The following is a 13,464-nucleotide window of genomic DNA, read 5'->3' as shown; positions in this document are numbered from 1 at the left end:
CGTCCCGAGTCGCGGACGCCAGAAAGAAAGAAGCCCGCTACTCCTGTAGCGGGCTTCCGATGCGGGCCGGGGGGATAACCGGACCGCACTAGCGGTGCAGCGACGATCAGAGGCCGTACGCGCCCAGCGTCCGGCTGGCCGCAGCGGCGAATGCCGCGCGGGTGACCAGCTGCGACGGGTCGAAGTAGGCCTTCATCGTCGGCTGCAGGTCATACGGACCCTGCACCAGGGCATAGCGCGCGTTGATCAGGCCCAGGTCCAGTGCCCGCTGCACGTAACCGCGAAGACTGGCCGGGATCGAAGCCGCATCGGCGACCGGAACGCGCGTCTCGTTATAGAGCGCGGTGAGTTCGCCACTGAACGCCTGCGCCGAGGACTGCAATCCCAAACCCTGCACCAGCGAATACGCCAGGCTGACGCGCGTCACCGAGTTGCCCGGATAGAAGGCGCCATTGATCGCGCCCATCACGCCAAGCTGGTTCTGCGACAGGTCGCGCGTCACAGCGCCCTTGGCCGTGACGGCTTCGGCGAACGGCGACAGCGCGCTGATCGGCGACACGTCGCTGAACGTGGACGCTGCACCGCTCGGCAGGTACTGGCGCACGCCGGAGCCCATCGTCAGGTACTGCGCCATCTCACCGCGCGTAATGACCCGGTCGGGCTGGAACGTGCCGTCGGCATAGCCATCGACCAGGCGCTTGCCCACCGCGAACTCGATGAAGCCGCGCCCCGGATGCGAGGTGATGTCGTTGAGGCCGCTATAGCCGTCGACGGTGGTCTGCTTGACGCGCACGTCGATCGGACCGGGCACGCCAACCGCGCCCTGGTACATCTTCGCGTGCACCTTCCAGGTACCCGGGATGCCAGCAGCCGAAACCGAGATGGACGGTCCCAGGACCGGATCGGACCACGAGGACTTGTAGACGACGCCATTGGGATCGGTGAGGTAGATCACCATCGTGTTGTCGCCCGGCACCGAGCTTGCCGCCACCAGCGACACGTTGCTGCCGACCTGGAACGAAACCGGTGCGGAGCCGGACTGCGTGGCCACGTCGAGCGTGTACGTGTCGTCCCGGCCGGTCGACAGGTTGGCATTGGCGTTGAACGTGCGCGCGGCGTTGACCGTGGCGCCGAAGTTGCCCTTGCCCAGCGCCTTGCGCACCGCGGCGTAGGCGTTGACATAGCCGGCGCCGGTTTCCCAGGCGGCACGGCCGGGGATGTTGCTCGCGGAGTCCTGCAGGATCTGCTTGACCTCGCGCCAGCCCAGTTGCGGGTTGGCTTCCAGGATCAGCGCGACGATGCCCGCCACGTGCGGCGCGGCCATCGAGGTGCCGCTCATGTGCGTGTAGCGCGCGGCCAGCGCCGGGCCCAGCACTTCCACGTCCTGCTGCGCGGCGAGCTTGTCGATGCTGCCCAGCGAGGCGCGCGTGGAAACGATATCCACGCCCGGCGAGGTGACCGCGGGTCGGTCTTCCCAGGTGTAGGTGTCGCCGTCGACGACCACCGTGCCACCATGCCCGGCTTCGCCGCGCGAGGAGAAATCGGCCAAGCGCCCCTGCTTGTCGCCCGCGGCGACCGCGATCACCCACGGCGCCTTCTTGAAGTTGCCGGTGATCGTCGCTTCGCCGGAACCGGAGTTGCCGGCGGAGAACACCACCACGACGCCACGGTCGGCCAGGCGCTTGGTCGCGATGTTGGTCGGATCGTCCGGGTCGAACTCCGTGCCTACGTCGCTGGTGTTGCCGAACGAGTTGGAGATGACGCGGATGTTGTATTGCACCTGGTGCGTCAGCGCGTAGTCGAAGCCACCGATGGTGTCGAGGATCAACAGGCCCGCGCCCGAACCGTAGCCGATGATGCCGGCACCGGGCGCCACGCCTTCGAAGTTGCCATTGGGCGAGGAGGCGCCGCTGCCGCCGATGATGCCGGCGCAATGCGTGCCGTGGCCGCCACCCAGGTCGGTGTTGGCGACGCCTTCGACATAGGTGATCGGCAGCGTTGAATCCTGCGCTGCCAGGTTGGTCTGCGCGGCGACGTTCTGCACCACGTGCGAGGGGTATTGCAGGTCGGTGTGCGTGCCATCGACGCCGGAGTCGTTCACCAGTACGCCCACGCCCTTGCCGGTGTACGGCAGGCCCAGGCTGGTGCGCAGCGCGCTGTCGTTGCGCAGGCGGTCGACGCCGGTGATCTGCGTGGCTTCCTTGTTGTCGTATTCCAGCGGCGCGTTGTACCAGACCGAACGCACGTCGCTCCTTGCCAGCAGCGAGCGGATCTGTGCCGGCGTCGCCAGCGCACCGGCGATCGGCAGTGCGCGCATGGTCACTGCGCTCAGGCCGAGCGCATTGAGCGCCTGTCGCTGCGTGGCCGTCATCGGGCCGGTGCCCTTGAAGCTGATGATGACTTCGACGTGGTCACCCGCGGCGAGCGTGGGCAGCATGGCTTCCAGATGCCGGTCGAGCTGGCGCGCCTGTCCAATCAGCGGCGTGGCGAGGATGGCGGCGGCGAGCAGGCTCGCGCGCAGGCGACGGTGGGCGAACGGCATGGTGGAGTTCCGACGTGATTCACGCGGATTGCGTGTAGCCGCAGCATCGGTGGCAGGCCGTGCGCCGCACATCCGGGAACGCACCCACGCGAAGCAGGGGAAAACCCCTGTGCGGTGGCGAATTGCGACGAGGGTCGCAACCGATAACTGAAACACGACACGGCGGATCAAGGGCCGCCCTAGGGTAGGGCGGGTTTTAACCCGCCTGATGCGGATTAAACGTCCGCTCACTCCGGTCCAAGTCCCGTCAGCGCGACTTTCCGCGATCCGGGCGGGACAAAAAGTCCCGGCCGAGCGACTGCCTTGCCCCGCGCGCGCCGCAGAAAGTCCCTCGCGCGCGACTTTTTGTTCCTCACGAGGGGCAAGAAGTCCCCTGCACGAGACAAAAAGTCGCGACTGAGCGACCGGTCCGCCCCTCGCACGCGACTTTTTGTCGACTGCGAGCCGGTGGCGCGTCGCTCCCGCGGGACTCTCCACCTTCACCGCCGACTGAACCGGCGTCCGCCTACGGCAACCACCGCGCACACGCGCTGGGTAAGCTGCGGTCGCCGGCCATGAAGGCCGGTTATGGAAGTTCCCTAAACGATATGGAGACAAGGAAGACATGAGTCAGAACATCGCATCCGTACACCTGACCGCCGAGCAATGGGCCGCGGTCGACCAGGCCATCGACCAGCTCGCCACCACGCTCGATCCGCTGCTGGTGGCGCTGGTGCCGCAGCAACGTCGCCGTGTGGTGCGCATGGGCGACGGCTCGGAAGCGTTCGTGCGCAAGGCGCTGGACGTGGCCACGCAGAACCAGGACCTGATGCCGCGCAATTTCGACCTGGACGAGATGCGCCGCGACCTGGAATCCCACGACGCGCTCAACTCGCGCCTGATCCGCCTGGCCGTCCTGATGGAAAAGGCCAGCGATACCGATGTCGCGTTGGGCAGCGATGCGATGACCGCCGCGCTGCAGGCGTACCACTTCCTCAAGTCCGCCGGAAAGGGCGAGGGCGTGGACACGCTGCGGCAGATGCTGGGCGAACGCTTCGAGGGCAATGGGCAGCGCGCGGCTCGGCAACCGGCTACGGCCTGATGCAGTAGCGATACCGGAAGCCCCGCTTCGGCGGGGCTTCTCTCGTTTCGTTGCCAGGACGGCGGGTCAAGACCCGCCCTACGCATAGGGCGGGTTTTAACCCGCCTTGCGCGGATCAATCCAGCAGCCCCTTGCGCAGCGCATAGCGCACAAGCTCCGCGGTATTGCGCACGCCGACCTTGTCGAGCACCCGCGCGCGGTGGTTCTCCGCGGTCTTGGCGCTGATTTCGAGCAGGCGGGCGATTTCCTTCGTCGTCTTGCCTTCGGCAATGAGGTGGAAGACCTCGCGTTCGCGCGCGGTGAGGCGGCCGTAGGGATCGTCGACCTGGCGCTCGGGGTTCTGCAGCTGCTCGGCCAGGATGCGCGACGCCTGCGGGCCGAAGTAACCGCGACCATCGCGCAGGCTCTGCACGGCGGCGATGAGTTCGGACGCGGCGCTGTCCTTGACCAGGTAGCCCGACGCGCCGGCTCGCACCAGTTGCAGCACGTACTCGTCCTCGCTGTGCATGGTGAGTACCAGCACGCGTACTTCGGGCAGGGCCTCGCGCAGGCGGCGCACTACTTCCATGCCGTTGAGGTGCGGCATCGAGATGTCGGTGATGACGATGTCCGGCCGCGTCGCCAGCGCTTTCTCGACGGCCTCCAGTCCGTCGGAGGCCTGGGCGACGACCTGCACGTCGCCGGCGCCCTGCAACAGGTTGACGAGTGATTCGCGGACCAGCGTGTGGTCGTCGGCGATCAGGACACGGACGGCATTGAGGCTCCCCATGCCCTAAAGCTGCGCGTGGCGGGGTAGGGGAGTCAAGTCTTCGTGGCCTTGGGCAGGCCCCGTGCTTGCGCTCGTACCCGGACTCACCAGGGGCGGCCGGCTGCGCCGCGGCCGATGACATCGGGACGGTCGTGGCGGCTCACGCCAGCGGCACCACCGCGCGCAGCCGCGTGCCTTCTCCCGGGGTCGAACGCAGTTCCATGCTGCCGTCGTACAGCCGCAGGCGTTCGCGCATGCCGCCCAGTCCGCTGCCGCCGCTGGTCAGTGCGACCTGCGGGTCGCAGCCGCGGCCGTCGTCGACGACCTGCAGCTGCAACAGGCCGCCGCGCGCGACCAGGCGCAACAGCACGCTGCGCGCGGCGGCGTGCTTGGCGGCGTTGTTGAGCGCTTCCTGCGCGACGCGGAACAACAGCGTCTGCAGGTCGCTGTCCAGGGTGGGCAGGGCCTCGATCTCGACGCTGATGTCGAGGCCGCTGGCTTCGCCCTGGCTGCGCGCCAGCCAGCGCAGTGCCGCTTCAAGCCCGAGGTCGTCGAGGATCGGCGGGCGCAGCAGTCGCGACAACTGCCGGGTGTCTTCCAGCGTGTTGCCGCACAGTGCGATCGCCGATTCCAGTGCGTCGCGCGTGGCGCTGTCGCCGGCGGGCAAGGTGTTGGCGATGCTCGCCAGCCGATGCTTGAGGGCAGTCAGGTTCTGGCCGACGCCGTCGTGCAGGTCGCGCGCCAGGCGCCGGCGCTCGTCTTCCTGCACGCGCCACACCGAACGACCCAGGCGGCGGAACTCGCGTTCGTTGCGCTGGATGCGATCGAGCAGTTCCTGGTATTGGCGACGCAGCGCGTCGACGTCGTCGTCCATGGCTACTGCCCCTGTAAGCCATCTGGACCGCGTGTCCGCGCGCTGTCGAAGCCCGCAAGCAGCGCCGCCGGAATCCGCGTCCGCAGTTTTTCCAGTGCATCGCGGCTGGCGCTGCAGTTCAAGGACGTCGCGGCCGGCGTGCAGCCGCCGGAAGCCAATGCGTGCAGGCGGAATGCGTCGATGTAGTCGCCGCGCCGCAACAGCGGCTGGGCCTGGCGGTAGTTGCGCTCAAGCGCTGCAGCGTCATGGCGGGCGGCCGATTGCCGCATCGCCAGGGCCAGCCACTGCAGCCGCAGCGGTACATGCCCGAGCCGCGCCGTCTCGCCATCGAGATCGATCCCGGACACCTGCGTCGACTGCATGGCGACCCACAATTGCAGCTGCTTCACGCCCGACGCCTTGGCGAACTGCGTCGCCTGCGCGATTGCCGTCGCATGGCCGGAGGCATCGCCGGCGCGCGCGGCGAGTTGCGAGCGCAACACCGCGGCGATGCCACGCTGTTCGGCTGACGCCTGCTCCACTGCCGGGGTGAGTTCCGACAGGGCACGGGTTGCGGCGTCATCGGCATGCACGGCGAGCAGCGCCTGCACGCGCAGCAGGCCGGCGTCGGCCTGGCCGCGGGGATCTTCGCGCTGGACGAACAGCGCCTCGGCCTTGCCGGCCTGGTCGATCGCCGCGTCGATGTGGCCCTGCTGCAGCTCCAGCTCGGCCAGGTTGCGATGGCTCACCGCGGCTTCCTCGAGCATCTGCTGCTGCTCGGCGGCGCGCAGCGATGCGGAAAGTTGCCGGCGCGCATCGTTCCACTGCCCGCGCGCGATCGCCAGCAGACCGAGGTTCTGCTGCGTGCGGATGCGCCCGGTCTCGTCGCCCAGCACATCGAACGCACTGGCCGCCTGCACCAGGTAGGCCTGGGCATCGTCGTAGGCACCCAGCTGGAACTGCGCGTAGCCGATGTCGTTGAGTGCCTGCGCGGTGCCGGGCTTCTCGCCGATCTGTTGCCATGCCTGCAACGCGCTGCGGAAGTGCGCCAGCGCGACGGGGTAGTCGCCACGTTCTTCCGCCAGCACGCCCAGCTCGTTGTCCACCGCTGCGCTGCCGGCGCGATCGCCAAGCGCGGCATGCAGGTCGCCGGCGCGCTTGAGGACGGCTTGCGCCTCGTCGAACTTGCCGCGCTGGCTGAGGATGTTGCCGAGGTTGCGCAGACTGGTCGCCAACCCGCGGCGGTTGCCTACGGCGCCGCGCAGTTCGACTGCCTTGCGGTATTGCTCTTCCGCATCGTCGCTCTGGCCCAGCCGCGCGTAGCCGATGCCCAGGGCGTTGGCGGTTTCGGCCTCGCCATAGCGATTGCCGCTGCGCTTGTAGAGCACCAGTGCGCGCACCAGGTAATCGTCCACGGCGCGCTGCGCCTGGCCGGCGAGGATCGAGAACTTGCCCAGTTCGAACCACGCGCGCGGATCGTTGGGATCGCGTGCGACGAGTTTCTGCAGGGTCGTGGTCGCGCCGCTGAAGTCGCCGCCGGCGCCCAGTGCGCGGGCGAGGTTGAGTTCGGCGTACGTGCTGTCCGGCGTGGCTTCCAGTTCGGCGCGCCAGGTCGCGGCGGCGGCAGGCGCATCGCCGTCGAGCAGGGCGCGGTCGGCCTTGAGTCGGCGTTGCACAGGCAGCGGGGCGTCCTTGGCGGCGGCCTCGCCATGTTCCAGTGCGTCGTAGGCGATATCCATCTCGCCGATGGACTGTGCCGTGTCGGCAAGGGCCGCCCATCCCGGGACGAAGCCGGGCGCCTGCGCGGCGACTTTCTGCAGCAATGGCAGCGCACGCGCGGGCGCGCCGTTGCGATGGGCGAGGAGCGCGGTGCCGTAGTCGTCCAGCACTTCCGGCGTCGCCGGCGTGAAACGCAGCGCGCCCGATTTCGTGCCGATGAGACGGGCGAATCCGGGCTCGGCGACAAGTTGCGACAAGGCTGCCGCGGCGTCGGCGCCGCGACCTTCCGCGCTGGCCGTGTTGGTGTCGTCGACCAGTCGTGCCGTTGCGATCCACGTTGCGCCGCTGGGTTGCAACGACACCCGCAGCAGGCGGTCGGCGCCGACGACGCGTTGCAGCGCCTTGGGATCGATGGTCGCTGTGCCGGTCGGGTCGATCTGGCGCAATGCCTGCTGGGTGCGTTCGCCATCTACGAGCGCGACGTCAGACGCAGCCGCCATCGCGTAGCGCAGCAGCGACGCCAATGCGGTCGCGCGCACGTCGCTCGCCGGTCCGGACGGCATCTCCACCGGCAGCACCAGCAGGCGATGCAGTGGTGCCACGGCGGCAACGCCCTCAGGTGTCGACGGGTGCTGCCATCGCCACAGTGCAAATCCGCCTCCGCCCAGTACTACCAGCAACAGCGCGACCATGACGACATGCGTGCGGGTCGGGCGGAAATCGCGCGGCACTTCACGCGTGTCGATGGCGCGTACCACCGCATCGGCGCTGGGCAGGCGATGGGCCGGTTGAACGCGCAGCAGGCGATCGGTCAGGCGCGCCAGCCATGCCGGTGTCTGCGGCTTCGCCTGCGTCACCGGCGGCGGTGACCTCAACATGCGCTGGGCGAGGATTTCGCTGATCGTCCCGCCCTGGAAGGGCATGGCGCCAGTGAGCATCTCGTACAGGATCAGCCCCAGGGCGTAGAGATCGCTGCGGGCATCGACCGTGTCGCCGCGGGCCTGTTCGGGCGACAGGTAGTCCGGCGTGCCGACCACCGCGCCCGATTGGGTGAGGCCGTTGCCGGCGAGCGATCGCGCGACGCCGAAGTCGCTGATGTACGCATTGCCCTCGCGGTCGATCAGGACGTTGGCCGGCTTGAGGTCGCGGTGGATCACGTCGCGCGCGTGCGCCGCGGACAGACCTTCGGCGAGCTGGCGGGCGATGCGCGCGGCATCGTCGGGCGCCATCGCGCCGTCGCGGTCCAGGCGCTTGTCCAGGCCTTCGCCATCGATGTAGTCCATCGATATCAGCCACTGGCCTTCGTGCTGGGCGATGTCGTGGATGCGCACCACGCGCGGGCTGGACACCTGCCGCGCCATCAGCAGTTCCTGGCGGAATCGCTCGAAGGCGTCGGCGCGCGTGGCCAGTTCCGGTCGCAGCAATTTCAGTGCGACGGGTACGCCCAACGCAGTGTCGGCGGCGCGATACACCACGCCCATGCCGCCGATGCCCAGCATGGCCTCGATACGGAAGCGCCCGGCCAATACCGTGCCGGGCGCGTGCTGCTGCTGTGCGTACAGGCCGGTGGCGGTGGGGGCGGTCAAGGTGCGGCTCCCACCGACGACGTGAGTGCGTGCTGGTGCTCGAGGATGGTCTTCCAGCGCGGTGCCGACAACGATTGCATCGCGCGGCGCGTGAGCAGGTAGAGGGTTGCGCTTTCGGCGAAGGCCGCCAGCAGTTCCAGGTCGAAGTCGGTGATCGGCTCACCCGGCCCGCGACGGTCGGCGTAGACCGCACCGAACACCTTGCCCCGATCCAGAAGCGGCAGGCACACCAGCGTGGTAAGGCCGCTGGCGACCACCGATTCGCGTCCGGACAGCCAGCCTTCGTTGCCGATGTCGTTGACCACCAGCGCCTTGCCGGCGGTGAGCACCCGTTGCACCGCACCCACACTGCCGGAGAACGCGCGCGTGTCCAGCACACTTGGATCCAGTTGCAGGCTGGCGCACACGGTGAAATCGCCGACGCCCGGGTCGGCCAGCAGCATGAAACCGCGCGTGCAGCCGGACAGCTCGATCACGCCGCGCAGCACGTGCGCCGGCAATGACTCGGTGCCGCTGGGTCCGCGCGACATCCGCATCGCCATGGCCTGCGACATCGCGCGCCGTTCGGACTGGCGTTCGCGCATCGCGGCGGCCTGGCTTTCGACGAACAACCCGAAGTCGCAATAGCTGTCGCCAAGCCGAAGCCAGCAGTTGCGCGGCAGGCGGTGGTCGTTCACGGCGATGCCGTCGACGAAGCTCCCGTTCTTGCTGCCCAGGTCGCGCAGGCGCCACGCCTCACCGTCGAAATGCAGCTCGGCGTGGTGGCGCGATACGGAGGGATGCTCGATCACGAGCCCGCAGTCGGGATCGCGTCCGATCCGCAGTGGCGTGGCGGGATCGAGCCATCGGGCCACGGCTGCGGCATCGGGTGGATACGCGATCAGGCGGGCAAGCATGGCCGCATCTTAGCGCGCGTGAGGGAAAACCCCCACGCGCCGGGACGGAAGAAAAACCGGGCCGGTTGGACCGGCCCGATCAGTGGGAAGTGGCTTGGCTACAGTGGGCCTGCTGCCGCGGTTACTGCCCGAAGTCGCGCACGTAGGCGACGCTGAAGCGCAGCGTGTTGGCACCCGCGACCAGTTCGCCGGCCTGGTTGTCCACGTCGCGGGTCGCACGCCATTCGTTGAGCAGGAACTGGCCGGAGCGGTTCTGCGCACGGGTACGGAAGGCGTCGATTGCGTTGATGGCGGTGCCGTAGTCGCCGGCGGCGACGGCGGTCTCGACCTGGTCGAGCCTGGCGTCGAAGGCGCCCTGTTCGTTCTGCGGCAACGTATCCACCTTGTGGCGCAGCCAGTCGACCTTCTCGGCGATGACCGTGGCGCTGGTGCGCAGGTCGGCGACGATGAGGAACTGCGAGAAGCCGCCGTAGGTGGTGCGCGCACGCACGCTGCCCTGCGCGATCTCGTCGGTGACGTCGCGGAACTGGCCGCCGAGCGGCGCCTTCAACACGCGGAACGAGCTGCCGACGCTGTACGGAATCGCGTGGGTGTGGATTTCCAGGCGGCCGGTGTTGCGGAAACTCAGGCCACCGGTTGCCGGGGGTTCGATGGTGATCATCACCGGCAGCGCGGACGGGATCGCGGTCAGGCTGGCGTCGGGCAGGCGGGCGAGCAGGGCGGGATCGGAGAGGCTGATCGTCTGCGCGCTCACGCCAAGGCTGGTCGCGCTCAGGCCGGTGGCGTCCTGGAAGTCCAGGGAGACTTCTGCGACGGGTTGCGCGACAGTGCCGACGACGATGTCGGCATGGTTGCCGGACGCACTCACGCTGACGGGCAACGCCTGTGCAGCGGCCAAGCCGCTAGCCGTGAGCAGCACGCTGGTGACGAGTGCGCGCGAAACAAGCGCACGGGAAAACGAAGCAAAACGGGTCGAAACGAATTTCATGGCGAAACTCCGCGGACGATCCCCTGACCCGGCGTCATTTCCAGGTCGCACGCTGCGGAATGGGGGCAGCGTGCCGTCGCGCAGTCGTGAAGCTGGTGACCCGCGCGAATTGGAGGCTACGTGGCTCCCGGCCCCGCGTCTGTAGGGAAATACCCCCAGATGGGCAGAACGTTCAGCCGGGGAGCCAGATATTTATGTCGCGTTCGTGGAAATGTGATGCGGGTTTGATTTTTAGGTGGCGCGAGGCCTTGGTCCGGCGACCTCGGCCCGCCGTCGGCCGCGCTGATGAAGTCAGTGCACGCCTCCACTGGCCCGTTTGCGATAGATCTTCGCTTCAGTCGGGATGACAACCGCAGGAAGGGCCTTCCAACCAACAGCGCCCGCCGATAACCCCGCCTTCGAGCTCCTGAATGATTTCCCCCAATGCGTATGGGGGCAAATCCGGATGGGACGCCGTCCCGCCGCCATCAACACTGCGGCAACTCCCCGATTCCGGGGCGTCCCTTGGAGACCATCCGCCATGTCGCTTCATGCTTCCAACGCCCGCCGCCACACCATCAAGCTGAGCGCGCTTGCCGCCGGCTTGCTCGCCAGCGGCGTGGCCCTCGCCGATGCCCACCTTGATTCGCAGCTGCTGTCGAAGATGGCCGTTGCAAAGACCACCGACGAACTGCAGGTCGTCATCAGCTACAACCAGTCCGCACCGGTGACGCCCGGCCAGGTCACCGCGCTGAAGGCGCTGGGCATCACCAAGGGCGTGACGATGCGTGCGCTGCCGATCGCCGGCGCGCTGGCCACTCCCGCCGAGATCCGTGCGCTCGCCAAGCGCAGCGATGTCGCGTCGATCTACTGGAACGCGCCGCTGCACACCTACAACCAGGAAGCGCGCGAAATCTCCAGCGTCGCCCGCGCCCAGGCCAACCCGGCCGACTTCAACCGCGCGCTGCCGTTCAGCGGCAAGGGCGTGACGGTGCTGGTGAACGACTCCGGCATCGACGCGACCCACGCCGACCTCAAGCTCGGCGAACACGTGGTGCAGAACGTGCTCGGCGCGCAGAACATCCTGGCCGAACTGGCCACCGAAGTGTCTCCCGGCATCGTGCCGGTCACCTGGCTTGAAGGCGTCCCCAACACCGACCTGGGTTCCGGCCATGGCACCCATTGCGCCGGCATCATCGGCGGCACGGGTGCGCGCTCCAACGGCCTGTACCGTGGCGCAGCGCCGGGTGCCGACCTGGTGGGCTACGGCTCGGGCGGCGTCATCCTCGTCCTCGACGCCGTCGGCGGCCTGGACTACGCCGCGGTCAACCAGTTCTCCTTCCGCAACACCATCCGCGTCACCAGCAACTCGTGGGGCAGCTCGGGTCCGTTCGAGTACGACAACCCGGTCAACATCGCCACGTACGAGCTGTACAAGCGCGGCATCGTCAGCGTGTTCGCCGCCGGCAACGACGGCCCGGGCGAGAACACCCACAATCCGTATGCGCAGGCCCCGTGGGTCATCTCCGTTGGCGCCAGCGAAAAGGACGGCGTGCTGACCTCGTTCTCCTCGCGCGGCAAGCGCGGCGAGACCGGCACCTTCACCATGCCCGATGGCAAGTCGTGGACCTACGTCAACGAGCCGACCATCGTTGCGCCGGGCGTCGACATCATTTCCACCCGTGACCCGCTGGGCGCACTGCCGCCGCTGGAAGCCCAGCACGACGCCGAGACGCTCAATCCCGCGTACGTGCCGTTCTACACGCACATGAGCGGCACCTCGATGGCGACGCCGCATGTCGCCGGCATCATCGCGCTGCTGCTGGAAGCCAACCCGCAGCTCACCCCGGCAAAGATCAAGGACCTGCTCAAGCGCACCGCGACCAACATGACCGGTCGCCTGCCGTGGGAAGCCGGCGTGGGCCACATCAATGCCTATGCTGCACTGGGTGAAGCCGCCGGCATGCGCAGCGACTTCGGCGCGACCGTCAATGCGCTCCACACCTTCAATGCAAACGCGGTCCTGGTGCAGGACGTGCCGGACGTCGATTTCTCGGTGGACTTCGCACCGGTCGGCGCGCTCGACGAAGACAGCTTCTACGTCGGCGACAACATCGCCTGGGTCGGCGCGAGCGCGGACATCGGCGACAACACGCTCGCCCTCGTGCTCACCGATCCCGATGGCGTGAGGTACGGCTCGGCCATCTCCACCCCGATCGGCACCGGCGTCAGCACCGGCGCGCCCGGCAAGAAGGGCACCTGGAAGATCGGCGTGCGCGGCATCGGCTCGGTGTCGGGCGTTGCGCTGGATCCGGCCAAGGTCACCAACGGTTACGGCGCACCGGGCACGGTCACCGGCAAGGTGAACTTCCAGCGTAGCGGTGGTTACACCGGCATGAACGACGTCGCCGGCCACCCGCAGCGCCAGGCGATCGAATATGCCGTTGCCAATCGCCTGATGGACGGCAAGTCGCCGGGCGTCTTCAGCCCCGACGCCTACCTGCTGCGTAGCGAAATGGCCAAGTACCTGGTCATGGGAGGCAGCGTCCGCCAGTACCTGCCGCTGAATGGTCAATCCAGCTTCACCGACCTTTCGGTCAACAGCGCGGGCTACGCGTTTGCAGAGGCCGTGGTCGCCAAGGGTGCGCCGTTGCGTGACCTTAGCAATGCGCAGAACGGTGTCATGGGCGTGACCAGCGGCGGCCAGTTCATGGGCGCTGGCAACGTTACCCGCGTCAGCATGGCGTACTCGCTGGTGCAGGCGATGGGTCTCCAGGCGCAGGCCGGTCCGATCAGCGGCAACGTGACCGTGTTCGTCGACGGCAAGCGCATTCCGATCGACGACACCGCCTCCATCCCGTCGGTGCTGCGTGGCTACGCACAGCAGGCATTGGACCAGGGCCTGATCAACGCTCGCTTCGCCCTTGTCCAGGGCCCGTACGACCTGCAGCCGACCCTGCACGCGTACTTCGACCCGAACGTGCGGGTTACCCGCGCCGGCTACGCGGTTGCCGCTGGTCGCTTCATGGCGGCGTACAAGGCTGCCGAGGACTGAGTTCCATCCCGACTCGT

At 68.1% G+C, this 13,464-nt stretch carries 8 protein-coding genes; 2 read left to right on the top strand and 6 right to left on the bottom strand.

Going from position 1 to position 13,464, the window contains the following annotated elements; translation table 11 throughout:
* Positions 1 to 106 precede the first annotated feature (106 nt).
* The gene (locus ACYVD7_RS12435; RefSeq protein WP_460763670.1) at positions 107 to 2,542 is read right to left on the bottom strand and encodes a S8 family serine peptidase; all 2,436 of its coding nucleotides are present in this window, start codon (positions 2,540 to 2,542) and stop codon (positions 107 to 109) included.
* A gap of 604 nt (positions 2,543 to 3,146) precedes the next feature.
* Here ACYVD7_RS12435 and ACYVD7_RS12430 point away from each other — a divergent pair.
* Positions 3,147 to 3,623 carry a hypothetical protein gene (locus ACYVD7_RS12430; protein WP_460763667.1) on the top strand — a complete coding sequence of 159 codons (477 nt, stop codon included), beginning with the start codon at positions 3,147 to 3,149 and terminating at the stop codon, positions 3,621 to 3,623.
* Positions 3,624 to 3,738: 115 nt separating this feature from the next.
* Here ACYVD7_RS12430 and ACYVD7_RS12425 read toward each other — a convergent pair whose 3' ends face one another.
* The 5 genes from ACYVD7_RS12425 to ACYVD7_RS12405 all read right to left on the bottom strand — a co-directional run bounded on the left by ACYVD7_RS12425 (position 3,739) and on the right by ACYVD7_RS12405 (position 10,413).
* The gene (locus tag ACYVD7_RS12425) at positions 3,739 to 4,392 is read right to left on the bottom strand and encodes a response regulator (protein ID WP_460763664.1); all 654 of its coding nucleotides are present in this window, start codon (positions 4,390 to 4,392) and stop codon (positions 3,739 to 3,741) included.
* A 139-nt stretch (positions 4,393 to 4,531) separates the two neighbouring features.
* A complete protein-coding gene (locus ACYVD7_RS12420; RefSeq protein ID WP_460763661.1) occupies positions 4,532 to 5,245 on the bottom strand; it encodes a sensor histidine kinase in 714 nt (237 codons plus the stop codon).
* A gap of 2 nt (positions 5,246 to 5,247) precedes the next feature.
* Positions 5,248 to 8,529, bottom strand: a complete 3,282-nt coding sequence (locus ACYVD7_RS12415; RefSeq protein WP_460763658.1) for a protein kinase domain-containing protein — start codon at positions 8,527 to 8,529, stop codon at positions 5,248 to 5,250.
* Entirely contained in the window at positions 8,526 to 9,425 is a 900-nt protein-coding gene (locus ACYVD7_RS12410; protein ID WP_460763656.1) for an FHA domain-containing protein, read from the bottom strand. Before ACYVD7_RS12410 ends, ACYVD7_RS12415 begins: the two co-directional genes overlap by 4 nt.
* Before the next feature lie 121 nt (positions 9,426 to 9,546).
* Positions 9,547 to 10,413 (bottom strand): DUF6689 family protein, encoded by an 867-nt coding sequence (locus tag ACYVD7_RS12405; RefSeq protein ID WP_460763653.1) that lies wholly within the window; start codon positions 10,411 to 10,413, stop codon positions 9,547 to 9,549.
* A 520-nt stretch (positions 10,414 to 10,933) separates the two neighbouring features.
* On the opposite strand from ACYVD7_RS12405, the gene ACYVD7_RS12400 reads away from it, so the two are divergent.
* A complete protein-coding gene (locus tag ACYVD7_RS12400; protein ID WP_460763650.1) occupies positions 10,934 to 13,447 on the top strand; it encodes a S8 family serine peptidase in 2,514 nt (837 codons plus the stop codon).
* The last annotated feature ends 17 nt before the right edge of the window (positions 13,448 to 13,464 follow it).

It is taken from the genome of Lysobacter fragariae (assembly GCF_054779775.1).
This window is presented reverse-complemented; position numbering and strand designations above follow the sequence as displayed.